We start from the raw sequence: 25,663 nt of genomic DNA, 5'->3' as shown, positions 1-25,663 counted from the left end.
GCTGTTTCCTTGGGAGGGGAAGCGATGAAAACGGAAAAAAAGAGAGTGCGTGATATGACGATGGCAGCGGTCGCAGTTGCGGCCGGCCTGCTTTCGGCGCAAGCCCATGCCGCCGACGGCCTCGATCTCGACGCGCTGATTGCCGCGGCCAAGACGGAAAAGCCGATCAACGTCTATGACAGCACCGGCAAGATCGTCGAGATGGCCGAAGGCTTTACGGCCAAATACGGTATCAAGGCGACGGGCGTCAAAGTGTCGGCGAACAGCCAGTTGGAAATGATCATCCGCGAGAGCCAGGCGGGCAACGTTCAGGGCGATGTCGCCTTGATCACTGACGCGCCGGCAGCACTCGCGCAGTTGTTGCCGCAGGAGTTCGTCGAAAGCTACCTGCCGGCCGACATGATCGCGAAAATCCCGGCGGAGTTCCAGAATCCGCTGGCGATTTCGACCAACGCCAACGTCTGGGCCTATAACACCGAAGCCTACGACAAATGCCCGGTCGCCAATATCTGGGAGCTGACGGAACCGAAGTGGAAAGGCAAGGTTGCTCTCGTCGATCCGCTGACCAAGGGCACCTATACCGACTGGTTCAACCAGATGGAGAAACACGCCGACGACAAGGTTGCCGGTGCCTACAAGAGCCATTTCGGCAAGGACCTTGCGACCGAGGAGAAGAGCGCGTCGGCCGCCTGGATCAAGGCACTGGCGCAGAACGCGCCGCTCGTCACCGATGGCGATGATCCAGTGGCCGAAGCCGTTGGTGCTGCCGGCCAGAAGGAGCCCTTCTTCGGCCTGCTCTCGTCGGCAAAATTCCGCGACAACGAGGGCAAGGGGTACAAGCTCGGCATCTGCAAGGATCTCAATCCCTGGGTCGGCTGGAGCTACGTCAAGCTTGGCCTGATTGCGACGAAGACGCAGAGCCCGAACGCGGCAAAGCTGTTCATCCACTACATCCTGACGGAAGAAGGCATCGCGCCGCAGATGAAGGACGGCAAGCTGCCGACCAACATCGACATCAAGATGCCGGCCGACGAGCCGTCCGGCCTGATGACGGTCGCCGACCGCCTGTTCGGCTACAATTCCTCGACCGGTCTTGAGGACTTTGACCGACGCGAGGAGTGGCAGGATTTCTGGCGTGTGAACTACACCAAGTGAACAAAAGCCGGTGCGCCACCGGGTGGCGCGCCGGCACTTTCTCGATAAGAATGGATACGCACGACATGGAAAAGCGCCTTCCCGCAGCGACCTCACCGGCGGCTGACCCCGAACAACGACTGGAGCGGTCGAAGCGCCTCGTCGAGATTGCCCGTGGAGCGGCCAATGCCGTGCGCGAACCGCTGCTGAGCGCGTTCCGGTCGGACATGGTCGTCGACTACAAGCGCGACCTGCATGATGTCGTGACCATCCATGACAAGCGCGCCGAAGTCACCATTCGCGATTTCATTTTTGCGCACGAGCCCAATTCGTCCATGCTCGGCGAAGAGGGCGGACAGGTGGGCGATGGCGACATCCAGTGGTATGTCGATCCGATCGACGGGACCTCGAATTTCGCGCGCGGACTGGCCTTCTGGTGCGTGTCTATCGCCGCCGTCGAAAGGGGTGGCGTCGTGGCCGGCGTCGTTTATGACCCGGTCGCTGACCTGATGTTTTCTGCCGATCTCGAACAAGCCTATCTCAATGGAGCAAGTATCTCCTCGCAAGCGGTCGAGGAAGAGAACCGGGCAACGCTGATCACCGGCTATCCCGTCTCCCGTGACTTTCGCCTCGACGGCCGGGAAATGGCACTCGCCAATCTCGGGGAATTCGTCGAGACGTTTTCGACCCTTCGGCGGCCGGGAAGTGCCGCTCTCAGCATCGCCCATGTGGCTGCGGGCTGGGCGGATGCTGCGACCGGCTTTGGCGTCAACTCCTGGGACGTGGCGGCGGCGACATTGATCCTGAAGAACGCCGGCGGCCGATATGAGCCGCTGACCTTGGGCAAGGTGCCGGCGGATGCGCCCGACTTCATGTGCCCGGGCTACATTGCGACGGGCGCCGGCGCCAACTATCCGACATTGCGGCGCGTTGCGCGGGCGATCTCGGAAAAACGCATTGCCGCGGCGGCAAACTGACAAGACAGCGGAGACAGCAGTTGAACATCAGCCAGGAACCCGAGACGAAGGCGCAACCGTCTGCCGAACTTGCCAAGCTCAGCCTCGTCTACCAACAGCACCCGCTTTATGGCGTCGATATCTACATCGCCGGCAAGGAGGGCACGAGCGATCTCAATCTGCTCCGACAGAACGGCATCACCACCGTCGTCAACTGCGCCGTCAATCTCGATTTCAATTTCGTCCGGCAGGCGCAGCTGGTGTCCGATCACGAGGGCAGCGTCTATGGCCCGGGCGAGATCCGTTATTACAAGATCGGATTGATCGATGGTGGCGGTAATCCCGACACGCAGATGCTGGCCGCTCACTATATCCTGCGTGCGGCACTGGAGCAGGTGCTGCCGGAAAAGCCGTCCTATCCGCGCCGGGAGATGGGCAACATTCTCATCAACTGCCGCGGCGGACGCTCGCGTTCGGTCATTGTCGTGTCGCTGTTTTTGCACCTGACCTTGCCGACCGAGTTTCCGACGCTGGATGCGGCGATCGCCTTCGTGCGCAACCGGCGCGGTCTGCCGGAGAACGAATGGTATAAAGCGCCGAAAGCGGTGCTGATCGAGTCCGCTGAGCGCGCTGCAAGCTGGGCGAAGATGATAGAAGCCAAATAGCGCTGCTGCCCTTGGGGATTATCCGGCGCCGGCATGGCGCGCAATCTGTTGGCGACCACGGCTGCGCGCAGGAAACGGGTTGAATTCGAACGCCTTCCGCACGATTTTCATCGAGTATGAAAATGCGAGGACGGTCAGATGGCGCAGACAGTTCACAACTATCTTATCTTCGAAACCGCTGCCGGCTTCTGCGGCATCGCCTGGAACGGCGTCGGCATCACCCGTTTCCAACTGCCGACCAAGAAGGCTGAGGATACCGAGCGCTTGCTTCTGCGCCGGCTTGCTGCCGGCGAACCGGGCACGCCGACGCCGGAAGTTGCCGAAGCGGTTGCCGCGGTTCGACGCTATTTCAACGGTGAACAGGTCGATTTCTCCGATATCCAGCTCGACCTCGAAGGGCAGGACCCATTCTTCAAGCAGATTTATGCTGCCGCGCGCAGGCTCGGCTGGGGACAGACCACCACCTATGGTGCCCTGGCAAAGGAACTCGGCGTCGGCCCTGAAGCCGCGCGCGATGTCGGCCAGGCGATGGCAAAGAACCCGGTGGCACTGATCATTCCCTGCCACCGGGTGCTGGCCGCCGGCGGCAAGGTTGGCGGTTTCTCGGCTCCGGGCGGCTCGACATCGAAGATCCGCATGCTGGAGCTCGAAGGCGTGCGCCTCGGTCCGCCGGAGCCTGCTCAGCAATCGCTGTTTTGAGCGTGGTGCCTGCGGCTTCGACGAGGAGGCAAACGGTTTTTGGTCAGCCGAGCGCGTCGCGATCCTTAGGGTTCGCTTTCTGCACTTTACGTTCTTGTTCTTTTGCGTGTCGTTGTCCCGAAACCGCTGCGCACTTTCGGGCGACATGCTTTATCCCGGTCTGACGAGGCTCGCCGGGCGCGATCCGGTATCCGCCGCCGTGCGATAGCTCGCGGCGGAAGCCGGGCGGCCGACATGGAAACCCTGAACATGGTCGATGCGGAACTCTCGCACCAGCGCCATTTGCTCCTCGGTTTCGACACCTTCCACCAGGATCTTGTGGCCACGGTTCCGGACCAGGCCGATGATATCCTTCAGCATCGCCTTGCCCCTTGGCGTGCCGCAGTCATGAAGGAACGAGCGGTCGATCTTGACCGTATCGAAATCGATCAGCCGGAGCCAGGAAAGGCCGGCAAAGCCGGTGCCGAAATCATCGAGCCAGATCCGGATGCCCAGCGTTTCGAGGTCGCTGATGCAGCGCAGCACGTCCGAGTGCATCTCCATCTCGAGGCCCTCGGTAATTTCGAAAGCGAGCCGGCCGCCGGCCACTCCCGTTTCACCAAGGATGGCGGCAACCGATGTGGCGAAGCCCGGCGTCTTCAGCTGGATCGGCGAGACATTGACGCTGACGACAGGCACATGATCGTTGGCGAGAAGCTCGCGGCAGACCGTGCGGATCGCCCAGCGTCCGAGGTCGATGATGGCGCCGGTACGCTCGGCAACGGGAATGAAAAGGCTGGGCGGAACTGCGGTCCCATCGAGCATTCTCAGCCGCATCAGCGCTTCGACGGCCTCGACGCGGCCTGTCGCAACATTCTTGATCGGCTGATAGACGAGGGAGACGAGATCCTGGTCGGTCGCTATCTTCAACAGCGCCGCGATGTTCTCGCTCTCGTCGCTGGTTTGCGGGTCGTTCGGATCAAACAGCTTGGCGCAGTTGCGTCCGCTTGCCTTTGCTGCGTAAAGCGCCCGGTCCGCCTCGTGGATGATCCGTTCGAGCTTCGAGCCCGTCTGATGCCTGGTGAACGCGGCACCGACGCTGACCGTGACGATGGACGTGCCATCCCGTCGTTGCCCGTGCACCAGCGCAAGGTCTTGCACTGTGCGGCAGATGGCGTCGGCCAGATCGGCGGCCTCTTCGCGCGTGTCCATGCGCGCAAGAATGATGAACTCCTCGCCGCCGTATCGGCCGATGGACGCGTCGAACTGCTCGATCGATTCCCTCAACGTGTTGGCCACGAGAATGAGGCAGCGGTCACCTTCCTGGTGGCCATAGCAGTCGTTGTATTTCTTGAAGAAGTCGACGTCGATCAGGATCGCGGCGAAACGGTCGCCGAACTTCTGCCAGTCGCTCCAGTATTCCCGCAGCTTCTGGTCTACCGCCCGACGATTGTCGAGACCGGTTAGGGAATCGGTGTTGGAGAGCCTGAGCAGCGCCTTGCCGCGCTCGGTCGCCTCCCGCTGCTGGACCCTCGCCTCGAACGCATTGAGGAAGACCTTGTAGCGTTCGCGGTTGAGCTTCCAGTTTACGTAGGAGGTGAACACGAAACAGGAGACGTAGAACGTGCCGAACGCCAGCTGGTAGGACGGGTTCTGCGGCGAGAAATAGAGGAGATCGAGGAAAAATGCGCCAAGGATGATGCTCGATGAGATCACCGAAAGGCGGAACTGGAAGATGAAGAACAGGTTGGCGCCCATCATGAAGATCGCACCGAAGATCATGTAGTAGGACATGTCCTGCGTGTATGCGGTCATCATTGCCGGAATGAGCCAGCCGAGATAACCGAAAACAAGCGCGCCCGAACAGGTCCTGTCCAGCCAGTCCGTCTTGACGTTGAAGTGGACCTGGATTTCCAGAACGGCAAGCGCAACTGCGCCGACGACAAAGCGCGAGGCAATCGTGTAGCGGGCGACATCCGAGATCAGCAGCAGGTCGGTAATCGAAAACAGCAGATAGACCGCGACGGCGATCCAGAGCCCTTTTCTCGTCGCTTCCCTGCGGGTCGTTTCACCTTCCTGGCGATAGAGCAAGCGCAGCTCCGCCGGCAGCGGCCTGAGTGGCTGCTTGTGCAGATCTATCTCAACGACGTCGGCCAAGGTTTGCTTCATGCACCGGTCCGGGGAATTGCGTCGCGCTCAACGGAAATCTGGTCTCGTCTTTCCATCTCTGGACGTTGCTTCAGACGCTCCACGCTTGCCATTCACTGGATACCACAACAAGCACAAGCGGCCTCAACGACATAGTAGAAGACGCCCATTAAATTTTGATAAATTAGCCGAGACTGACGGCCGGTGCAGGGGTGTATCCAAATGGGTACTGTCCGCCAGTATTTACCATATACTCTACAAAAACTTGCAATTCGAGACGCAGTTCGCGCATTCTTGCCCACATTGTTAACAAAGCATTAACGGATGGGTTTTGCGTGAGCCAGCTTCAAATCGTATTCGATGGCGAAAGTCTTATTACTCCCCAATCAATCGCAACCGAGTTCACTTCGTCAAGAAGTGAGTTTTATGATGAGCAGTTTGCAACAGGAAAAGCCGAACTCGCCCTGATTCTCCAAATTGCACAGCAGCAATTTGCCCAGGAACTGGACCCCCGGAAGATAATACATCGCTTGGCGGCCGCACTTCACGAGACGCGCGCGAAGTTTCATCCGAGCGTATGGCAGGAACTGATTCCGATCGCACAAAAGCATCCGGTGTCGGAGTTTTTCCTGCAGGACCCTTTTACCCGCTGGTCCAGCGAAAAGCCGCGGGGTTATTCCGGCGACGCCCAACTGCTCGACTTCATCTACGGCCATCCAAGCGTTGCCGGCGAGATCGCCAAGGCGTCGCCGGTGGGCAAGGCGCTTTACGACTATACCAAGGACGCTTCGTCGTCGGTTGCTGTGCGCGAACGGCGGGACCTGCTGACCCAACATGTCGATGAGATCGCGGCGACACGCGACGGGGAGGCAGAGATCCTGACGATTGCCGCCGGGCATCTGCGCGAGGCAAACCGGTCGGTTGCGCTGCAGGAAGGGCGGATAAAGCGCTGGGTCGCGCTCGACCAGGACCCGCTCAGTGTCGGATCGATCACCAGGGATTTTCGAGGAACCAGCGTTGAAGCGATCGACGGTTCCGTCCGTGGCATTCTCACCCGGGCTCACAAGCTCGGCAAGTTCGACTTCGTCTATGCGGCGGGGCTTTACGACTACCTGCCTCACAACGTGGCAGTGAAGCTCACCCGCCGATGCCTGCAGATGCTGAAACCCAACGGCGTCTTCCTCTTCGCCAATTTCGCGACCGACATCGGCGTCGACGGCTATATGGAGACGTTCATGAACTGGGCGCTGCTGTTGCGCTCGCAATCGGACATGTGGCGCATCGTCAACGAAAGCGTCGACGGCACCAACTTCGAGTCGCACGTGACGTTCGGGGAGAACCGCAACGTAGTCTATGCGACGCTGCAAAAGCGCTCGTAACCACGACTGAAGCACATTACAGCGGCGCGCGTCATCTTTGACGCGCGCCGCTGTCGTTCGGCAAAGGCGTGATGCCGCCTTGGCATGCAAAACGACACGCTGGACACTTTCCCGTCTCAGCATCGACGTTCGCGCGCAACGAACCGTTCTCAAGGTCTCCACAGCGAAGTGTTTCGCCGGTGCGGCCGAGGGGCGAAGGTCCTTCAGGCTTGAGGACGTTCAACGGATCTACCCAGGGCTGTTATGCAATTATTTCATAGCGCCTGAAATTCTATGCATTGGCGGGCCGCTTTCCTTTTCTCTAGCATCCCCGACTGCACGACTTGTGGCCCATCGGAACGCCGCACCGGAATGGATAACGATCCAGCTTCGGCACGCAACCGATGCGGGCGGGAGACATGGGTCGTGCCGAGAGCCGGTTTGTCATCAAACCTGACTCTACGTTGCAGTGACGGCGGAGGGGAGGAGCCTTAGATGCCAGCGGGACAGAGTTTTCACGCCGACATGATCGTGCACAATGGTGTGATCTGGTGCGGTATGGCCGAGGGCGTCGTCGATGCCCTGGCAATCTGGCAGGGCAAGGTCCTGGCGACGGGCACCAGGCAGGAAATGGAAACCTATCGCGGCGACCGGACCGAGCTCCTCGACCTCCAGGGACAATTTGCGACCCCCGGCCTCAACGATGCGCATCTGCATCTCATTTCCGTCGGCCTGACGTTGAACTGGGTCGATGCAACGCCGCAGGCTGCCCCCACGCTCGAAAGCCTGCTCGATGCCATCCGGCACCAGGCCGAAAGCACGCCGGCCGGTACCTGGATCCGGGCGCGGGGTTATGACCAGACCAAGCTCGACACCGGTCGCCATCCGCTTCGCGCGGAACTCGATGCGGTTGCGCCGCACCATCCCGTCATGGTGGTGCGCGCCTGCGGGCATGTGTCGATCTTCAATTCGGAAGCATTCCGCTTGGCCGGCGTCGACGAGAACTCGGCCGTGCCGGAAGGCGGCCTGATCGAACAGGTGTCTGGTGCTCTTACGGGCTTGGTCGCCGAAAACGCGCAAGGGCTGGTTCGCGCCGCGATCCCGAAAGCCTCGACCGACGACATGATCGATGCGATCGAAAGCGCCGGAAATCTGCTACTATCCCACGGCATTACCAGCATCATGGACGCGGCCGTCGGTCAGGTCGCAGGCTTCGACGAGATCAGGGCCTATAATCTGGCGAAGCTCAACAACAGGCTGCCGGTGCGCACCTGGCTCGTTCTTCTCGGCGATCCCAACGTTTCGATCGTGCCGCAGAGCTATGAGGCTGGTCTCGTTTCCGGTGTCGGCGACGACATGCTGAAAGTCGGCGCCGTCAAAATCTTCCTTGATGGCTCGGCCGGTGGCCGCACCGCCTGGATGAGCAGCCCCTATCTCGGCGATGACAACAATACCGGCGTTCAAATTCTACCGGATGCGGAGCTCGAGGCGCTGGTGCTCGACGCGCACGCCAAGGGTTATCAACTGGCCTGCCATGCGATCGGCGACGCTGCGATCGGTCAGCTGATTACCGCCTACGAGAAGGCGCTTGAGGCGATCCCGGACGCGGACCGCCGTCACCGGATTGAGCATTGCGGTTTTTCCAGCGAGGCACAGCACCAGCGCATGGTGAAGGCCGGGATATATCCGTGTCCGCAACAGGTGTTCATCTACGATTTCGGCGACGCCTATGTCTCGGTGCTCGGCGAAGAGCGGGCGCTGTCGAGCTATCCCTTGAAGACCTGGAAGGACCTGGGGCTGAAGCCTGCGACCGGCAGCGATGCGCCGGTCTGTCATCCCAACCCGTTCCCCAATATCTACAGCATGCTGACGCGCAAGACCGCCAAGGGCACGGTGATGGACGCTCGCGAGCGGGTCTCCATCGAGGAGGCTTTGCAGGTCTATACCGAATACGGCGCGTTCTCGCAGAAGCTCGAAACCGTCAAGGGACGACTGATCCCGGGACAGCTTGCCGATATCGCGGTGTTCTCCAGGAACATGCTGACGGCGAGCCCCGAAGACATCCTCAACGACACGCGCTGCACCCTGGCAATCCGGGGCGGCGAGGTGGTCTTCGAGCGACAGAACGCCTGACGAAGGGCGAGAGGGAGCCGCAAGAGCGGCTCAATGCATCTCAACCGATCCGGGAGGTCGGATGAGATCGCGGTTTTGTTCATCCATACGCAGAACAACAAGTGGGGAGGATATGGGAATGATGAAGAAAATAGCATTACTTTCGAGATTGACCGCAGCGTTGCTGGCAGGGGTGGCTTCGGTGCAGGCGGCCGACACGCCGCGGGCCGGCGGAACGGTCAACTTCGTGGCGCCCTATGGGGACAGCTTCTCGACGCTCGACATCCAGGCGTCGCCGCAGACGCAGGACGAGTTCTACGCCAAGGCGATCCATCGCACCCTTTATGATTGGGACGCGGACAAGAACGTTCCGGTGCTGGCGCTTGCGACCGACGTCGACGTCTCCGCCGACAAGCTGGTCTATACCTACAAGCTGCGGCAGGACGCCTATTTCCACAACGGCAAGCAGATGACGGCCGACGACATCATCTCGAGCTTCACCCGCATGGCCGATCCGGCCAAGGCCTATCCACCTTCGCGCTACATCGCCAACATCAAGGGCGGCGCCGACTACATGGCCGGCAAGGCAGAGGCGATTTCGGGCCTGAAGAAGGTCGACGATTTCACGCTGGAAGTGACCCTGACAGACCCGGTCGATCCGGCGTTCCTGTTCATGCGCAACAACACGGCGATCTACCCGGCTGGGGAAGCCGACAAGGAAGGCTTCCAGAGCCACCCGATCGGCCTCGGGCCCTACAAGTTTGCCGAATATGTGCCCGGCTCGCGCCTGACGGTCGAAAAGTGGGAAAAGTACTACGAAAAAGACAAGCCCTACGCCGACAAGATCAATATCCTGATCATGGGGGATGCTTCGGCGCGCGACGTCGCGTTCCGCAACAAGGAGGTCGACGTCTCCGTGCTCGGGCCGTCGCAATACGTCGCCTATCAGGCCGATCCGGAACTGTCCAAGGGCCTTCTCGAAGTCGCTGAAGTCTATACGCGCTATGTCGGCTTCAACCTCGATTTCGAACCGTTCAAGGACAAGCGTGTTCGCCAGGCGTTCAACTATGCCATCAATGCCGACCTGATCATCAAACGGCTGGCGAAGGACAAGGCCTACCGCGCGAGCGGCTGGCTGCCGACATCGTCGCCGGCCTATGACAAGGACGCGCAACCCTACGCCTACGACCCGGAGAAGGCGAAGGCACTGCTGGCTGAGGCCGGTTATGCCGATGGCTTCGACGTCGAGCTGACAGCGACGCAGAACGAAAGCTGGGGCCTGACGATCGTCGAGGCGATCATCCCGATGCTGGAAAAAGTCGGTATCCGGGTGAAGGCAAAACCGGTCGAGGCTTCGGTGCTTTCCGAAGTCGTGCCATCAGGCGATTTCCAGTCCTTCATGTGGTCGTCGGAGAGCGGCCCGGACGCCCTGACGGCGATGCAGTGCTTCTATTCCAAGACGTCGCAGGCTGCGTGCAACTACCAGAAGTTCGCAAACGCGGACTTCGACAAGCTGTTCGAGGCCGCCAAGGTCGCCAAGACCGACGAGGAAAAGAACGAGCTGCTACGCAAGGCCAACAACCTCGTTCAGGAAGAAGCGCCGGTCTGGTTCTTCAACTACAACAAGGCTGTGATGGCCTACCAGCCCTGGCTGCATGGGCTGCAGCCAAACTCCGCCGAGCTGGCGATCCAGTCCTATGAAAAGCTCTGGGTGGACGAAACCGTCCCAGCCGGACGTTGATGGAGGCGCCCCGATATCGTCGTCGCGGTATCGGGGGCCTTTCCACTGGTATCTGGCACCTATGCTGCCGATAACGTAAGTCAATGCTTACGATGCGGCAACCCGCCGGAATGATCTGGCCCGAGTGGCCTATCGCTCGGTGGCATGTGCCGGAGGACTATCGCCCGCGCATCCGTTGATGGGCGCCGCGAGGGAGGAAATGAATGCTTCAGTTCGTCGTGCGCCGCATCTTGCAGGTGATCCCGACAGTCATCGCGATATCGCTGTTGATCTTCGTGATCTTCAGCGTGGTGCCGGGCAGCATCGCCACCAGCCTGACAGCCAATGGCAAGGGCGGCGGCGACCCAAAGATCGTCGAGAAGATGACACGTGAATTCGGTCTCGACCAACCGCTCTATGTGCGGTTCGGCGCCTATCTCTCCGATCTCGCAAGGTTCGATCTCGGAACATCGTTCCGCAGCCGCCAGCCGGTGGCCCATCTGATCGGCGAGCGCATGTGGCCGACCTTGAAGCTCGCATTCGCGGCGATGGCGATCGCGATGTTCGTCGGTGTACCGCTCGGTTTCATCGCCGCCTTGAAGCCGGGCAGCATCATCGACACGTTGACGATGATCGGCGCGATCTCGGGCCTGTCCCTGCCGCAGTTCTGGCTCGGGCTGCTCGGCATGTATCTGTTCGCGCTGACGCTCGGCTGGTTGCCGAGCTTCGGCTACGGCGACGGCGGGCCGATGAACCTGATCCTGCCGGCCTTGACGCTCGGCGTGGCGCCGATGGCACTCCTGGCGCGCACGACGCGCGCCGCCGTCCTTGACGTGATGAACGCCGATTTCATCCGCACCGCCCGAGCCAAAGGCATGAACGGCTTTCGCCTCGTCACCTGGCATGTCGTTCGCAACGTGCTTGTGCTGATCATCACCACCATCGGCCTGCAGTTCGGTTCGATGATGGGTCAGGCGGTGGTGGTCGAAAAACTGTTCTCCTGGCCGGGGCTGGGATCTCTGCTGATCGACAGCGTCAGCCTGCGCGACATCCCGGTGGTTCAGGGTGCGATCCTCGTCATCGTCCTGTGGTTCCTGCTCATCAACACCATCGTCGATATTCTTTACGCGGTCATCGATCCGCGCATCAGCCACGGATAGATCCATGAGAATACGGCTCAATCTCCTCATCGGTGGCGTCCTCTGTCTCGTCATCATCTCAGCGGCGCTGCTTGCGCCCTGGCTGGCGCCGACCGATCCAGTGCTCGACGCGGACCTGATGAATGCGGAGCTGCCGCCGGACGCACAGTTCTGGTTCGGCACCGACGCGCAAGGGCGTGACGTTCTCAGCCGCATCCTCTACGGCGCCCGCATCTCGCTTGCCGTCGGTATCGGCTCGCAGGTCATCAACACGCTGATTGGCCTGGCGCTCGGCATTTCGGCCGGCTATTTCGGCGGCTGGTGGGACGATCTTGTCACCGGGCTCACCAACCTGATGCTGGCGATCCCGAGCCTGATCTTCGCGCTCGCCATCATGGCGATCCTTGGGCCCGGCCTTTCCAGCCTGCTGATCGCGCTAGGCTTGACCAACTGGTCATGGACCTGTCGCATCGCGCGAAGCTCGGCGCTGTCCTTGAAGAAGCAGGGCTATGTCCAGGCGGCAAAGACGCTCGGTTACGGCGACATCCGCATCATGATCACGCAGATCCTGCCCAACATGATCGGCCCGATCCTGGTGATCGGAACGCTGGGCATGGGCGATGCGATCCTTGCCGAGGCAGCACTCTCCTATCTCGGACTGGGCATCAAGCCGCCGTTCCCGAGCTGGGGCAACATGCTGACGGATGCACGCGAACTCATCGTCATTGCGCCCTGGGCGGCGATCTTTCCGGGGCTGGCGATCTTCGTGACGGTTCTCGGTCTCAATCTTTTCGGCGACGGTCTACGCGATTGGCTGGACCCGCATATGAGGGCGCGGCAGCTATGACCGAGAACTTGCTGAATGTCAGGGATCTGCGCCTCGATATCGTATCGGGCCGGGTCAGCCACAACGTCGTCGACAACGTGTCGTTCTCGATCGGGCGCGGCGAGGCCTATGGCCTCGTGGGCGAATCGGGCTGCGGCAAGAGCATCACTGCGCTTTCGATCATCGGCCTGTTGCGTGCGCCGCTCGCCGTCACGGGCGGTTCGCTGAAGTTCAACGGTCGGGACCTGAGGGAGCTTTCGAAACGCGAGTTGCGGCGGCTTCGGGGCGAGCGCATCGCCATGATCTTCCAGGAACCGATGACCGCGCTCAACCCGTTGTCTCCGGTCGGCCGGCAAATTGCCGAGATGTTTGTCCTGCACAAGGGTGCCACCTGGAAGGAAGCCGAAAGACTGGCGATCGAGGCACTCGGCAACGTACAGGTCCCGGCGCCGGAGGAGCGGGTGAAGAACTATCCGCACCAGATGTCCGGCGGCATGCGGCAGCGGGTGATGATCGCCATTGCGCTTGCCTGCAATCCGGATCTGCTGATCGCCGACGAGCCGACGACGGCGCTCGACGTGACGGTGCAGGCGGAGATCCTCAAACTCGTGAAGGAGCTTTGCGCTGCACGCGGCACATCAGTGCTGATGATCAGCCACGATCTCGGCGTGATTGCCAATATGTGCAACCGGGTCGGCATCATGTATGCCGGGCGCCTGGTCGAGGAGAGGCCGGTCGCCGACCTGTTCCTCCATCCGGCCCATCCTTATACCGACGGCCTGTTGCGATCGCTGCCGCATCTGGGCTCGCGCCGGCTGGAAGGGCGCAAGCGCCTTCAGGAGATCGAAGGCACGGTTCCCTCCATCGCCAGTTTTCCGCCGGGCTGTCGCTTTCAGCCGCGTTGCCACAGGGCGACGTCCATCTGCAGCGCCGAAATTCCACCGCCAACCGGCCTCAGCCATGATGGCTTCGTGAAGTGTTTCAACCATGAGTGATAACAACGAACCACTGGTCAGAGTCGACGGCCTGAGCGTGCATTTCCCGGTGCGCAACGGCGTCTTCGGCCGCTCGAAGCGCACTCTGCGCGCGGTCAACGACCTGAGCCTGACGCTGAACCGGGGCGAATGCCTGTCGATCGTCGGCGAATCCGGTTGCGGAAAGTCGACGCTTGCGCTTTCGATCCTCGGACTTCAGGAGCCGACCGCGGGCGAGATCTATTTCGAAGGGCGATCGATCACCGGCAAGGCGCGGCCCTCCCGGCTCGAGCGTGCCGGCATGGCGCAGATGGTGTTTCAGGACCCGTACGCGTCGCTCAACCCCCGTCAGACGATCTACACGTCGCTGGCAGCACCGCTGAGATTGCACGGAATTTCCGACCGCAAGGAGATCGCGCGACGCATCGAAGAGATGATGCAGTTGGTCGGATTGAAACCGGAGCAGGCGGGGCGTTTCCCGCATGAATTTTCCGGCGGCCAGCGCCAGCGCATCGGCATTGCACGCGCTTTGATCCTCAACCCTAAGGTCGTGGTGCTGGACGAGCCGGTGTCCGCGCTCGACGTCTCGATCCGCGCCCAGATCATCAACCTGCTGCTGGAACTCAAGGAGCGGCTGGATCTGTCCTACATCATGATCAGCCATGACCTGAGCGTGGTCGAACATATGAGCGACCGCGTGGCGGTGATGTATTTCGGCCAGATCGTCGAGACCGGCAGCTGGGACCGGGTCTTCAGCGAACCACAGCATCCCTATACCCGCCGCCTGATCGGGGCGATCCTCGATCCGGTCACCGAGCTGACGGGCCAAAGCCCGGTGGATCCTCGTGAAACACCGGAACCGCCGCCGGGCTATGACTACTACCCCAGAGAATTCGGAAAGCATGACGTCTACAGCCTGCCGCCGTCTTCGCAATTGATTGCGCTTCGGGACGACCACAGCGTTCGTCTGATCGCGCGGGGCTGAGCCGGCGCTCGGAATTGCGAACTGGTTTCGATTGGAGGGTAAGAACCGGAGTTTTGGGCGCCGTAGCTCAGGCTACCTTTATGCGCAGGCAACCGGCGTTATCGACGGTCGAGCCTGTGTCAATTCGAGGAGAAAGCCAATGAGCAAGGAAGAAGACAACAAGGCGGTGGTCAGCAGATGGTTCACAGAGTTTTGGGGTCGCGACGTAGATCTTTCCATCGTCAACGAGATCGCGTCTGCAGACATGCTGTTGAAATATTCCCTGCATGAACCGCGCCGCGGCCATGATGATATCAAAGCCTTCATGACCGATTTCCGGATCTGAACTTCTGGGGCACGGCCGACCTCATCGCCGAAGGCGACTATGTCGTCGGCCAATGGGAAGGCGGCGGCACCCATACCGGCGCTGCCTTCGACGACTTCCTGGCCGGCAGTCTGCCGGCAGGAAGTGGCCGCAAGATGCGCTTCACGGGGACGACGGTTCTGAAGGTCATCAACGGCAAGATCGTCGAGGAGATCGGTCTCGACGACGGGGTTGCGGCCCTGACGCAACTCGGATTGATGAAAGCGGCCTGATCGATCGGGTGCCACGCTACGCACAGGAAACGGGTGGCGTGGCCCAGCCTTTTTGGCGAAGCTTCTTGGAGCAGCAGATCGCCCGAGTGGTGGTCAATCTTGAGCTTGAAGGCCGCGACCCGGATACCTCCCAGGAGCGACCGGCATGAGGAGCGTCCGACGATGAATATGGCGACGACATTCCCAACCGCAGCTGCCGCGACCAGGGTCCCAGTCGCGCGCGACCCGCGCTGGGTCGCCATCGTCAGCCGCGACAAGGCTTCCGACGGGCATTTCTGGTATTCGGTCACGACCACCGGCGTCTATTGCCGCCCCTCATGCCCTTCACGCATCGCCAATCCCAAGAATGTCCAACTGCACGACACGCTTGAAGGCGCGAAGGCGACGGGCTTTCGCCCGTGTCGGCGGTGCAACCCGGACGGCCCATCCAGCGATGAGGCAAACGCTGCCATCGTCGTTAGGGCTTGCCGGCTGATCGAAGACAGCGATGAAGAGCTGGCCTTGGGCGATCTGGCCGCTGCCGTCGGCAAGAGCCAGAGCTATTTCCATCGGCTGTTCAAGGCAGCGATCGGCTTGACGCCAAAGGACTATGCGGCTGCTCATCGAGCTGCCAAGGTTCGTCGTGGGCTGGAAGCGGGCAACAGCGTAACGGAGGCGATCTATGAAGCGGGCTTCAACTCGAGCGGTCGTTTCTACGAGAACTCGACTGATATTCTCGGCATGACGCCGGCACGCTACCGCGCAGGCGGCGCGGATGAGGAAATCCGATTTGCCGTCGGCCAGACGTCGCTCGGCGCGATCCTCGTCGCATCAAGTCGGAAAGGTGTCGCGTCCATCCTGCTCGGAGACGATCCGGAGGCGCTTGTGTGCGACCTTCAGGACCGTTTTCCGAAGGCGGAGCTGATTGGCGCCGATGCCGACTACGAGGCGCTTGTCGCACAGGTGGTCGGCTTCGTCGAAGCCCCGGGCATCGGCCTCGACCTACCGTTCGATGTTCGCGGGACAGCATTCCAGCAGCGGGTCTGGCAGGCCCTGCAGGAAATTCCGGTCGGCAGGACGGTGTCCTACGCGGAAATTGCCCGTCGCATCGGGCAGCCGAAGGCGGTTCGTGCCGTCGCTGGCGCATGCGCGGCGAATAGCCTCGCCGTTGTCATCCCGTGCCATCGGGTGGTGCGGAATGATGGAGCGCTGTCGGGTTATGCCTGGGGCGTCGAACGCAAGCGCGCCTTGCTCGACCGCGAGGCGGCCCGTGGAGCCGCTTAATGGGTGCCGCCGCGCGGTGTCGCGCCCAAATGGTTATCTTCACGGCGACGAAGCGGTGCGTCGGGCTGCATATCGCCCGCCCGTTCGATGATATCATTTCCGACGTAATGCGGCCCGGGGAGATCCGCCTGTATGAATAGCGTTCGCCAGCCCCTCCAGAATCGCGTGACGCCATTCGGCGACATTATCGCTATCGCGCAGCGCGGCCTGTTCACCGGCAACCGCGGCATCATCCACGACCCCGAGACGAAAACCCTATTGCGGCGGCGGTGGACGTCCAAGGCGTGGCTGATCTGCACCTGCGAATACGGGGATCGCCGGCGCGACGTCATGGCCGGCCGAAGCTGGACCGAGCTTTTCTTCCTCGACGAGGCCGTGGCGCTGGCGGCGGGGCACCGCCCGTGCTTCTTCTGCAGACGGGAGGCCGCTCTAGTCTTCAGAGTCGCCTGGACTGGCGGCTTGATGGCGTCGCCTTCGGCGGGCGAACTCGATGCGGTGCTCCATAGCGAACGAGTTCTACGCGGACAGAAGCGCATCCATCCGTTGCCGTCGCCAGTCAGGGATCTACCAGACGGGACGATGGTGGTGGCATCCGGCTTTGCCTTCACGCTCGCATCCGGGCGCTGTTTCCGCTGGACCGAGGCGGGTTACCTGAGCCCGGAAATGGGCATCATCGCTGAGGGAATTCTGACGCCGCCTTCGACCGTCAGGGTTCTTCGGGCCGGTTACCGCCCTGTCCTTCATCCCGACATCACCAGTTTTCTCTCCGGAAAGACGCCATGACTGACCTATTCGCCAAGCTTGCCGTCGAACCGTCACGCGAGAGCATGGCCGAAGGCGCGACGCTGCTTCGCGGCTTTGCGCTGTCGCTTGAGGGGCAAATCCTGCCGGGACTGCGATCGGTCATTGCTGAGGCACCGTTCCGGCACATGGTGACACCGGGCGGCTACACGATGTCGGTTGCGATGACCAATTGCGGGGCGGCCGGATGGGTCACGGACCGGAGCGGGTACCGCTACGACCGGCTAGACCCGGAGAGCGGCAAGCCGTGGCCGCCGCTGCCATCGTCCTTCCTCGACCTTGCCATCGCGGCGGCGACCGAAGCAGGCTATCCGGATTTCAGACCCGATGCCTGCCTGATCAACCGGTACGAACCGGGCGCACGGCTTTCGCTTCATCAGGACAAGGACGAGCGCGATTTCTCGCACCCCATCGTTTCGGTTTCGCTCGGGCTCCCCGCCACATTCCAGTTTGGCGGACCAAACCGCACGGACCCAATCCGCAAATACGCGCTGCGTCACGGCGATGTTGTCGTCTGGGGTGGGCCGTCGCGCCTATTCTATCACGGGGTCACAGAGTTGAAGGACGGCGAACACGAGACCCTTGGCCGCATGCGCATCAACCTGACCTTCCGGCGTGCACGTTAAGGGACCATCGATGTGATGCGGGCGGCGCTGCAGGAGACAAGTCTTTTCGATTTGAAAGCAAGGAGCGGAGTTCGGCCAAGGCGACGCATCTCTAGGGTCGGTGAAGAGAACGGAACAAGGAGTTAGTCTCATGAACCTCATCGACAACCGGACGCACACCCCGCGACCGCGGCAAGCCGTCGGCGTCGCTAACCGCACAACCGTGGAGTATGGCGTTGCACAAGCAGAGTTGGGCTGTGTTCTGATCGCGCGCAGCGTCGGCGGTGTTTGTGCGATCCTGATCGGTGCTGACGCGGAGCAACTGGAGCGAGATCTTGCGGATCGTTTTCCTGGCCGTGCATTGAACCGGAACGAAGCCGGACTTCGCACCGAGCTGGCGAAGGTCCTTCGCTTCATCGATAACCCTGGCGAGGGTCTGGATCTCCCGCTTGCCCTTCGCGGGACAACACTCCAGCGCCGTGTCTGGCAGGCGCTTCGCGCGATTCCGGCGGGGACGACGATCACTTACGCCGAGCTGGCGGTCCGCGTTGGCGCACCGACATCCGCGCGCGCCGTTGCCAACGCCTGCGCCGCCAATGTCATCGCTTTGGCCATTCCATGCCACCGTGTCGTGCGCAGCAGCGGTGAACTCGCCGGCTACCGTTGGGGCATAGAGCGCAAGCGCACGCTGATCGCCAAGGAGGCGATGCTATGAATCCGCGCATTTCAATGGCTATTGCAGATCGGACCGAACAGGCTGTGGAGACGCATGTCGCAGCTTACGATTGGCAGGCGATTTCGGACGCGTTGAACGGCTATGGCTGCGCGGTCATGGAAAAGCTTCTGTCGGCGGACGACTGCCGACGGATTTCGGCGCTCTACAAGGACGAGCAGCATTTCCGCAGCCATATCCACATGGCCAGGCACGGTTTCGGCAAGGGGGAATATCGCTACTTCAAGTATCCGTTGCCGGATCTGCTTGGCGGTCTTCGCACTGCGCTCTATCCGCGCCTCGCCGACGTTGCCAACCAATGGAACGGTCGCATGGGGATCGAGACGAGATATCCGGCGGAGCACCGGGAATTCCTGAGGCAGTGCCACGATGCGGGCCAGACACGGCCAACACCGCTGCTGCTGCAATATGTGCCCGGCGATTTCAATTGCCTGCACCAGGACCTCTATGGTGATCTTGCCTTTCCGATACAGGTCGCGATCCTTCTTTCCGAACCGGGAAAGGATTTCACGGGCGGTGAATTCGTGCTGACGGAGCAGCGTCCGCGCATGCAAAGCCGGGTCGAGGTCGTTCCCCTCCGCCAAGGTGATGCCGTGGCTTTTGCCGTTCACAACCGGCCGGTTCAAGGCACGAAGGGCAATTATCGCGTCAACCTGCGCCATGGCGTCAGCCGTGTCAGGTCAGGCCTGCGCCACACTGTCGGCATCATCTTTCACGACGCAAGATAGCGCGGCTCGCACCGCCGCTTTCATGGCTTGCGGTCAATGTCCCTCGCTTTCGGGTGAGGGGCTTTGTTTGACAACGACTTCCTTCCGCCTATTTGCCAAGCCTGCAGACAGGAGGAACTCGATGTTCAAAACGACCGTTCTTGCCGGCTTTCTCGCGCTCGTTTCCTTGGCCAATTCCTGGGCGGCGAACGCGGGCACGGTGCTCGAAGGGCAAAAGATGCCCAGCAGGATTCTCGGCAAGGATGTCGAATATACCGTCTATCTCCCGCCGAAATACGAGGCCGGGAACCGCTCCTACCCCGTCATCTATCTCATGCATGGCGGGGGCAAAGGCAAAAATACCGACTGGTATCGTTTCGGCGGAGCCGACCGGGTGTTCGACCGGATGATCGAAAGCGGGGAGGTGCCGGCCTTCATCGCAGTCACGCCGGAAGGGCGCCGGGACAAGGAGAACAGATTCAACACCTACTACATGAACGACGCTGACGGCGGTTACCGCTGGCAGGACATGTTCCTTCAGGAGTTCGTAACCTACATCGACCACACCTACCGGACGGTGCCGGAGAAGGAAGGGCGCGGGATTCTCGGCCTTTCCATGGGCGGCTATGCGGCCATCGCCTTCTCATTCAAACGGCCTGAGATGTTCTCCGCCGCTGCGGCGCTGAGCGCGGCCTTTCGAACAGACGGTCAGGTCGTCGAGATGGACCAGTCGGGATACGATCGTCGCTATGGCAAAGCCTGGGGGCTGGGGCTTGCCGGCAAGGGCCGTTTGAATGCCGCCTATCACGACAACAGCGTGCTCGATCTGGTCGAGACGATCCCTGCCGAGCAAATCGGCAAGACAGCGCTCTATATGGATTGCGGTTCGAGTGACGATTTCTTCGCTGGCAACTCCGAGCTCCATTTGAAGCTTCAAAAGCTTGGCGTGGAGCACCGCTTCATCGCACGGGAGGGCGGCCATGACTGGGCCTATTGGCGCAGCGGTTTGCCCGAAGCGCTGAGCTTCGTCGGCGCCAGCTTCCGAAACGGCTAGGGCATCGGGCGCACAACCCCCTGCGGCTTGGCACTGTGACACTCCTATGCGTCGGATGGGATGTGTTATCGCAGGAACACGCTTGCCGCGTGATAAACTTGACTATAAAAGACAAGTATTGGCGCACGGCACCCGACCGACCCGTTGGCACTCCACGAAGTTATGCAGTATGTCCCTGAAAACGCGCGGCCACAGCCGCCGCATTGCAGTTCGCTGACGAGGGCGGAATGGTGGCGTTTGGCAGAACCTTTGAGAACGCTGTTGCTTTGAGAGGGCGGACGATGCGTCCGAGCATAGATGAAATAGTATCGGTCCTCGGGCGGCTGGAAATCCTGTCGGCGGAAGTCATCGACACCGGGCAGAACAATCATGTGCTCGACACCGGGCAATTGATCATTCGGGTTCCACGGCATGACGGCGCGTGTCGTGATCTCCTGCGGGAAACGAAGGTCCTTGCGGCTCTTGCCGGGCGGCTGCCGCTGCCCGTGCCGGCCGCAAGCGTTGTGACCCTTGCCTCGGGCATTGTCGCGACGCACACGAAATTGCCCGGCACGCCTTTGCTGGATCTCGCCGGCATGAGTGACACCCGGCGACAACAGCTGGCGTCGCCACTCGCCGGCTTCCTCCGGGCGCTGCATGCACTGCCGCTCGATTCTCTCGGCGTGCGGAACGAAGCGCATGATCCCCTGACGGAATGGCGCGACCTCTTTTCTGATGTTGTCGAAAAGGTTCTGCCGCTCGTGCCGGCCGACATTGCCATCGCAATTCGAGGCAATTTCGAACGGTTTCTTTCGGCTGACAGCGAACAACTCGCCACGGCGATCATTCATGGTGACTTTGGCACGGGAAACATTCTCGTCGACGACGGCCAGGTCTCCGGCGTTATCGACTTTGCGGGATGCTCGATCGGCGACCCTGCTCATGACCTCGCCAGCCTTTCCGCCGGCCTGGGCGACGATTTCCTCGCGCTCATGCACCCATACTATCCCGGGATAGATGCGATGCAGGACCAGATCCGCTTCTATCGCAGCACCTTCCCGCTGCTGGACGTCCTCTTCGGCCTCGAGCATGGTGACGATGGGGCGCTGAACGCGGGGCTCGAGGCACTAAGACGCGGCTAGTACCCGCGCTTGATATCGATGGCTGCGGGCAGGGCGCCGGTCGCATAATAACGCTTGATATTATCAGCGACGATCACGGCGGCCGTGTTCCTGTCGGTCGGCGCGGAAATGTGCGGCAATACCGTCACGCTGTCATGCCGCCAATAGGGCGACGTGGGTGGCAAAGGTTCGGCGTCGAAAACATCGAGCACCGCATGCGCGATATGCCCAGCGTCCAACGCCGCGATCAGGTCGACGTCGACGATGATCGGCCCGCGGGAAAAATTGATGAGGCGCGCGCCGGTTTTCATGGATGAGAGGCGACGGGCATCGAGCAGGCCGCGGGTCTCTGATGTCAGCGGCAACAGGCTGACGACTATGTCGCTTGTCCGCAAGAGCCGATCGAGGCCGCTCTCGGCGCTGACCATATCGACGCCGTCTATCTGCTGCGGCGACCGTGCCCAGCCCGTAACCCGGAAGCCGGCTGCCGTCAGTTTTCCTGCCGCTGCTTTTCCGAGAAGCCCCATGCCCAGGATCCCGACCGTGAGATCGCCTGGCCGGCGGTACGGATGCTGCCGCCAGATTGCCGCCGCCTGCTGCCTGCGGTAGGCGGGCATGTCGCGGTGAAGATAATAGGTCCAGGCAAGGATCGCTTCCGCCATGACCCGAGCCAGCTCGGGGTCTTCAAGCCTGACGATCGGGGGCGCTGCCTGGCCGAGCTCAGCGACCAGTCGCTCTACCCCTGCCCAAAGACTGTGTATCCACTTGAGATTGGGCAGCGCCGCCACGTGCCCAGGATCGGGATTGGCAACGATGGCGATTTCGGCGGCGTCGCGCTGCGCATCGTCCATCTCGTGGAAGTGCACGATTTCGCTCTCCGGCAACAGCCTGGCCAGGATGGCAACCCAGGCCTGTTCGTCGGCGCGGTCGATGCGCGTCACCAAGGCGATAGGCTTCTTCACATCCGCCTCCGGTGTCAGCGTGCAAACAGGCTGTCGAAATCGGCAACCCCTTGACCTCGATGGGATTGCCGCTCGGATCGAGGAAGAACATCGTCCGCTGCTCGCCGGGCTCGCCTTCGAAACGCACGACCGGCGGAATGTCGAAGCGCACGCCCTTTTGTTCCAGGCGCTCGGCCAGCACGAACCAATCCGCCAAGCGCAGCACCACGCCCATATGCGGCATCAGTACGAGGTGGTTGCCGACCTTGCCGGTCCGCGTGACTTCGAAGGGCTTGCCCAGATGCAGCGACAGTTGATGGCCAAAGAAATCGAAATCGACCCAGGTATCCGTGCTGCGCCCTTCCTCGCAACCAAGCACGTCGCCGTAGAACCTGCGGGCCTCATCGAGATCGGTGACGTGAAAGGCGAGATGGAAAAGCGACTTCATCTGGAACTCCTGTGTCTCCGGTTGACACAGGGATAGCGTCTTGAGAGGCTAAGAAAAACTATGTAATTCTTTCTCTGAGAATAAGGATTCATGGTGGATATTCGCTTCCTGCAAAGCCTAGTCGCCACGGTGGAAACGGGGTCCATCGCAGCCGCTGCACGCCGGGAAAAGTTGACGCCGGCCGCCGTCAGCCAGCGCATTCAATCGCTCGAACGGGCCCTTGGGTGCATTTTGCTTGCCCGCGGCGCCCATTCGGCCCAGCCGACGGAGGCCTGTCTTTCGCTGTTGCCGCGGGCGCGTCTCTTAATCCGGGAAGTCGAAAACCTCAGATACGACGTTGCAGGCGGCGGTCTTGCCGCCGAGTTGAAAATCGGGGCGATCTCGACGGCGCTGACAGGCATCTTCCCTGAGGTTCTGGACGAACTCTCCCGTCGGGCGCCGAGCCTGAAGCTGATACTGCGCCCCGGTTCGTCGTTGCAGCTCTACGAACAGTTGCTTGCAGGCGAGCTCGATGCCGCGGTTCTGGTTGAACCGCCATTCTTGCTGCCAAAGGGATTGGCGGCATATGTCATTCGCCGCGAACCGCTTGTGTTCATCAGCAGGGATGCGACGGAACCTGACGATATCGCTGAGCAAATCCGGCAGGCGCCGTTCATCCGCTACGATCCGGGATCCTGGGGCGGGCGGCTGTCGTCACAATATCTCGCCGATGCCGGGCTTGATCCGGACATTCGTTGCGACATGGACGCGCTCGAAACCATAGCCATGCTCGTGGCCAACGGGATGGGAAACTCCGTCGTTCCGGCCTGGCAGGGCCTGGGACGGGACGGATTTTGCATGGTCGAGGTACCCGATGCCGCCTCGTACGAGCGCAGGATTGTTTTCCTGCATCAGCGCGTGCCAAGTCGCCCCACGCCGCTTGCGCTACTGAAGGAGATTCTATCGCAGGGTTTTACAGGTTGATTGGCATCGCTCCAAGAACGCCGGGTGGGTGTCGCGTCTCGTGTGGACGCGACGCCCATTGGGCCTAGCTGAGCAGGAAGGTGGTTAGGGGCAACTGAAGTGCGGCGGCGATCCGACGGAGCTTGGCCGGATCGGTGTCGACACCAAGCTCGATGTTGGTGATTTCGATGTCGGTCAGCCCGCAGGTGAGCGCAAGTTCGTCAACGCTGTAGCCGATCGCTTGACGGGAACGTCTGACGGTATCGCCGATATCGACATGGGCCAAAGCGCCCGTGGTGGAGGCATCAAGATTGTTTATCGAAACAGTCATGAAGTGGTCCTTCGGTTGTGCGCGAAGAGCGAGGCTTTTCGCGTGAAGGCGGCATGCAGCCAAGAAAAACTCGGCCAAAACAGGCGCCGAGTGCAGTGCAATATAAGTCCAAAAGATGGCAGCGCAAGGCTTGTTGCCAATCACGGCCATGGGGCCGCCTTGATTGGCAACATTAGGATCCATGGTGAGACGAAGGCCGGGGTGTCCTTTGGATACGGGCCCGTCAGGCCGGTCGCCCGATTAAGGCAACGGCTGGCGGGCCTATGTTACTCGCCTGGAGAAAGCAGGTTTTAAGAGCGGGTGCGCAGCTCATCGACCAGCACGCGCATGTTTTCGGAATAGTCGATCGGCACATCGACGAGATGCACGCCGCCGCCGGTAAAGGCAGCCTCGAGCGTCGGCACCAGCATGTCCGCGCTCGAGACCCGCGAGCCCGTCGCACCATAGGCTTCCGCGTAGCGCACGAAGTCCGGATTGCCGAATGTCAGGCCGAAATCCGGGAAATCGTCAACGGCCTGCTTCCAGCGGATCATGCCATAGGCACTGTCGTTGAGGATGACGACCACCAGATTGAGGCCGAGGCGAACGGCGGTCTCCATCTCCTGGGAGTTCATCATGAAGCCGCCGTCGCCGCACACCGCCATGACGCGGCGCTCGGGATAGAGCATCGCCGCCATCATTGCAGAAGGCAGGCCGGCGCCCATGGTGGCGAGCGCATTGTCGAGCAACAGCGTGTTGGCGACATGGGTGCGGTAGTGCCGGGCAAACCAGATCTTGTACATGCCGTTGTCGAGGCAGACGACACCGTCTTCCGGCATCACCTTGCGCACGTCATGGACGATACGTTGCGGCGTCACCGGGAACCGGTCTTCGTCTGCGCCTTCGTTGAGCTTGTCGAGAATGGTCTGGCGCAGGCTGAGCAGCAGCGGTTCCGGATCGAGCTTGCCACCGAGCCGATCGGCGATCGCGGTCACCGTCGTGCCGATGTCGCCGATCACTTCTGTGTCGGGATGATAGACCTGCTCGACATTGGCCGAGCTGTAGCCGATGTGCAGAACCTTCGGCCCGCCTTCGCTGCGCATCAGGAAGGGTGGCTTTTCCACTGTGTCGTGACCGACGGAAATGATCAGGTCCGCCTGATCGATGGCATCATGCACATAGTCGCGCTCGGAAAGAGCGGCCGTGCCGACATAGAGGTTGGAGCCGCCGTTGACCGCGCCCTTGCCCATCTGGGTGTTGAAGAAGGGGATGCGCATCCGGCGGACAAAGGCGGAGAGCGCATCCACGAGCCGCGGGCGGCTGCTGGCCGCGCCGATCATGATCAGCGGCCGCTTGGCCGCAAGGATGATCTCAACCGCCCGGTCGATGGCAGCAGACGGCGCCACCGGCCGGTCGAGCGGGTGAACCGGAATGATCGGCGCCTCACCGATGGTTTCGCCGGCGACATCCTCCGGCAATTCAAGGTGC

The 25,663-nt window shown here is 61.4% G+C and carries 23 protein-coding genes and 2 pseudogenes (1 of these 25 only partly in view); 20 read left to right on the top strand and 5 right to left on the bottom strand.

Translation table 11 applies throughout. The features are described 5' to 3' along the window. Positions 1-24: 24 nt before the first annotated feature. From J3R84_RS28160 to J3R84_RS28145, 4 genes are all read left to right on the top strand, one after another. Entirely contained in the window at positions 25-1,155 is a 1,131-nt protein-coding gene (locus J3R84_RS28160) for an ABC transporter substrate-binding protein (protein WP_371412323.1), read from the top strand. A gap of 65 nt (positions 1,156-1,220) precedes the next feature. Then, positions 1,221-2,111, top strand: a complete 891-nt coding sequence (locus J3R84_RS28155) for an inositol monophosphatase family protein (RefSeq protein ID WP_082523488.1) — start codon at positions 1,221-1,223, stop codon at positions 2,109-2,111. A 20-nt stretch (positions 2,112-2,131) separates the two neighbouring features. Next, positions 2,132-2,755 (top strand): dual specificity protein phosphatase family protein, encoded by a 624-nt coding sequence (locus J3R84_RS28150; RefSeq protein ID WP_057206096.1) that lies wholly within the window; start codon positions 2,132-2,134, stop codon positions 2,753-2,755. Between the two features lie 138 nt (positions 2,756-2,893). Next, positions 2,894-3,454 carry a methylated-DNA--[protein]-cysteine S-methyltransferase gene (locus J3R84_RS28145; RefSeq protein WP_057206098.1) on the top strand — a complete coding sequence of 187 codons (561 nt, stop codon included), beginning with the start codon at positions 2,894-2,896 and terminating at the stop codon, positions 3,452-3,454. A 150-nt stretch (positions 3,455-3,604) separates the two neighbouring features. Here J3R84_RS28145 and J3R84_RS28140 read toward each other — a convergent pair whose 3' ends face one another. Then, the gene (locus tag J3R84_RS28140; protein WP_057213238.1) at positions 3,605-5,602 is read right to left on the bottom strand and encodes a putative bifunctional diguanylate cyclase/phosphodiesterase; all 1,998 of its coding nucleotides are present in this window, start codon (positions 5,600-5,602) and stop codon (positions 3,605-3,607) included. A gap of 314 nt (positions 5,603-5,916) precedes the next feature. On the opposite strand from J3R84_RS28140, the gene J3R84_RS28135 reads away from it, so the two are divergent. From J3R84_RS28135 to J3R84_RS28065, 15 genes and pseudogenes are all read left to right on the top strand, one after another. Next, complete coding sequence (locus J3R84_RS28135; protein ID WP_025429949.1) at positions 5,917-6,960, top strand: class I SAM-dependent methyltransferase; 1,044 nt, start codon at positions 5,917-5,919, stop codon at positions 6,958-6,960. Between the two features lie 474 nt (positions 6,961-7,434). Next, on the top strand, positions 7,435-9,072 hold the full coding sequence (locus tag J3R84_RS28130; protein ID WP_203529037.1) for an amidohydrolase: 1,638 nt from the start codon (positions 7,435-7,437) through the stop codon (positions 9,070-9,072). Between the two features lie 121 nt (positions 9,073-9,193). Then, on the top strand, positions 9,194-10,792 hold the full coding sequence (locus J3R84_RS28125) for an ABC transporter substrate-binding protein (RefSeq protein WP_113567269.1): 1,599 nt from the start codon (positions 9,194-9,196) through the stop codon (positions 10,790-10,792). Between the two features lie 203 nt (positions 10,793-10,995). Continuing rightward, a complete protein-coding gene (locus tag J3R84_RS28120) occupies positions 10,996-11,931 on the top strand; it encodes an ABC transporter permease (RefSeq protein WP_084815080.1) in 936 nt (311 codons plus the stop codon). Positions 11,932-11,935: 4 nt separating this feature from the next. Further along, positions 11,936-12,757 carry an ABC transporter permease gene (locus J3R84_RS28115; RefSeq protein ID WP_025429953.1) on the top strand — a complete coding sequence of 274 codons (822 nt, stop codon included), beginning with the start codon at positions 11,936-11,938 and terminating at the stop codon, positions 12,755-12,757. Next, positions 12,754-13,731, top strand: coding sequence for an ABC transporter ATP-binding protein (locus J3R84_RS28110; RefSeq protein WP_025429954.1), 978 nt, complete (start codon positions 12,754-12,756; stop codon positions 13,729-13,731). The genes J3R84_RS28115 and J3R84_RS28110 overlap by 4 nt, the downstream gene beginning before the upstream one ends. Next, complete coding sequence (locus J3R84_RS28105; RefSeq protein ID WP_113567251.1) at positions 13,724-14,695, top strand: ABC transporter ATP-binding protein; 972 nt, start codon at positions 13,724-13,726, stop codon at positions 14,693-14,695. Before J3R84_RS28110 ends, J3R84_RS28105 begins: the two co-directional genes overlap by 8 nt. Before the next feature lie 139 nt (positions 14,696-14,834). Beyond that, positions 14,835-15,271 (top strand): annotated as a pseudogene (locus tag J3R84_RS28100) (ester cyclase). A gap of 162 nt (positions 15,272-15,433) precedes the next feature. Next, positions 15,434-16,534: a bifunctional DNA-binding transcriptional regulator/O6-methylguanine-DNA methyltransferase Ada gene (ada, locus tag J3R84_RS28095; protein ID WP_113567253.1), complete on the top strand. Its 1,101-nt coding sequence runs from the start codon at positions 15,434-15,436 to the stop codon at positions 16,532-16,534. Positions 16,535-16,666: 132 nt separating this feature from the next. After that, on the top strand, positions 16,667-17,317 hold the full coding sequence (locus J3R84_RS28090; RefSeq protein WP_113567255.1) for a hypothetical protein: 651 nt from the start codon (positions 16,667-16,669) through the stop codon (positions 17,315-17,317). Continuing rightward, positions 17,314-17,961, top strand: a complete 648-nt coding sequence (gene alkB, locus J3R84_RS28085) for a DNA oxidative demethylase AlkB (RefSeq protein WP_113567257.1) — start codon at positions 17,314-17,316, stop codon at positions 17,959-17,961. Before J3R84_RS28090 ends, alkB begins: the two co-directional genes overlap by 4 nt. Positions 17,962-18,091: 130 nt before the next feature. Next, positions 18,092-18,655, top strand: a complete 564-nt coding sequence (locus J3R84_RS28080) for a methylated-DNA--[protein]-cysteine S-methyltransferase (protein WP_113567259.1) — start codon at positions 18,092-18,094, stop codon at positions 18,653-18,655. Next, complete coding sequence (locus J3R84_RS28075; RefSeq protein ID WP_192434017.1) at positions 18,652-19,401, top strand: 2OG-Fe(II) oxygenase; 750 nt, start codon at positions 18,652-18,654, stop codon at positions 19,399-19,401. Before J3R84_RS28080 ends, J3R84_RS28075 begins: the two co-directional genes overlap by 4 nt. 121 nt (positions 19,402-19,522) lie before the next feature. Beyond that, positions 19,523-20,434 carry an alpha/beta hydrolase gene (locus J3R84_RS28070; RefSeq protein ID WP_025429962.1) on the top strand — a complete coding sequence of 304 codons (912 nt, stop codon included), beginning with the start codon at positions 19,523-19,525 and terminating at the stop codon, positions 20,432-20,434. Positions 20,435-20,715: 281 nt separating this feature from the next. Continuing rightward, positions 20,716-21,555 (top strand): phosphotransferase family protein, encoded by an 840-nt coding sequence (locus J3R84_RS28065; RefSeq protein ID WP_162771091.1) that lies wholly within the window; start codon positions 20,716-20,718, stop codon positions 21,553-21,555. Here the strand turns inward: J3R84_RS28065 and J3R84_RS28060 are convergent. Further along, a complete protein-coding gene (locus J3R84_RS28060) occupies positions 21,552-22,496 on the bottom strand; it encodes a 2-hydroxyacid dehydrogenase (RefSeq protein WP_057206118.1) in 945 nt (314 codons plus the stop codon). The genes J3R84_RS28065 and J3R84_RS28060 overlap by 4 nt on opposite strands. Before the next feature lie 14 nt (positions 22,497-22,510). Beyond that, a pseudogene (locus tag J3R84_RS28055) lies at positions 22,511-22,923 on the bottom strand (VOC family protein). Between the two features lie 93 nt (positions 22,924-23,016). Between J3R84_RS28055 and J3R84_RS28050 the strand changes: the two are divergent. Beyond that, positions 23,017-23,886, top strand: a complete 870-nt coding sequence (locus J3R84_RS28050; RefSeq protein ID WP_435526095.1) for a LysR family transcriptional regulator — start codon at positions 23,017-23,019, stop codon at positions 23,884-23,886. A gap of 64 nt (positions 23,887-23,950) precedes the next feature. On the opposite strand, the gene J3R84_RS38845 is transcribed toward J3R84_RS28050, so the two are convergent. Both J3R84_RS38845 and J3R84_RS28040 read right to left on the bottom strand, forming a co-directional pair. After that, entirely contained in the window at positions 23,951-24,346 is a 396-nt protein-coding gene (locus tag J3R84_RS38845; protein ID WP_309239200.1) for a helix-turn-helix domain-containing protein, read from the bottom strand. A gap of 140 nt (positions 24,347-24,486) precedes the next feature. Next, positions 24,487-25,663: the 3' portion of an acetolactate synthase large subunit gene (locus J3R84_RS28040; protein WP_113567263.1), read on the bottom strand. The gene runs 461 nt beyond the window's last position; the window shows 1,177 of its 1,638 coding nt (coding positions 462-1,638); the start codon falls outside the window, past its right edge; the stop codon is at positions 24,487-24,489.

The organism is Ensifer canadensis, from assembly GCF_017488845.2.
Taxonomy (GTDB): domain Bacteria; phylum Pseudomonadota; class Alphaproteobacteria; order Rhizobiales; family Rhizobiaceae; genus Ensifer; species Ensifer canadensis.
Note: the sequence above shows the minus strand (reverse complement) of the source record. Positions and strands in the feature narration are given on the sequence as shown.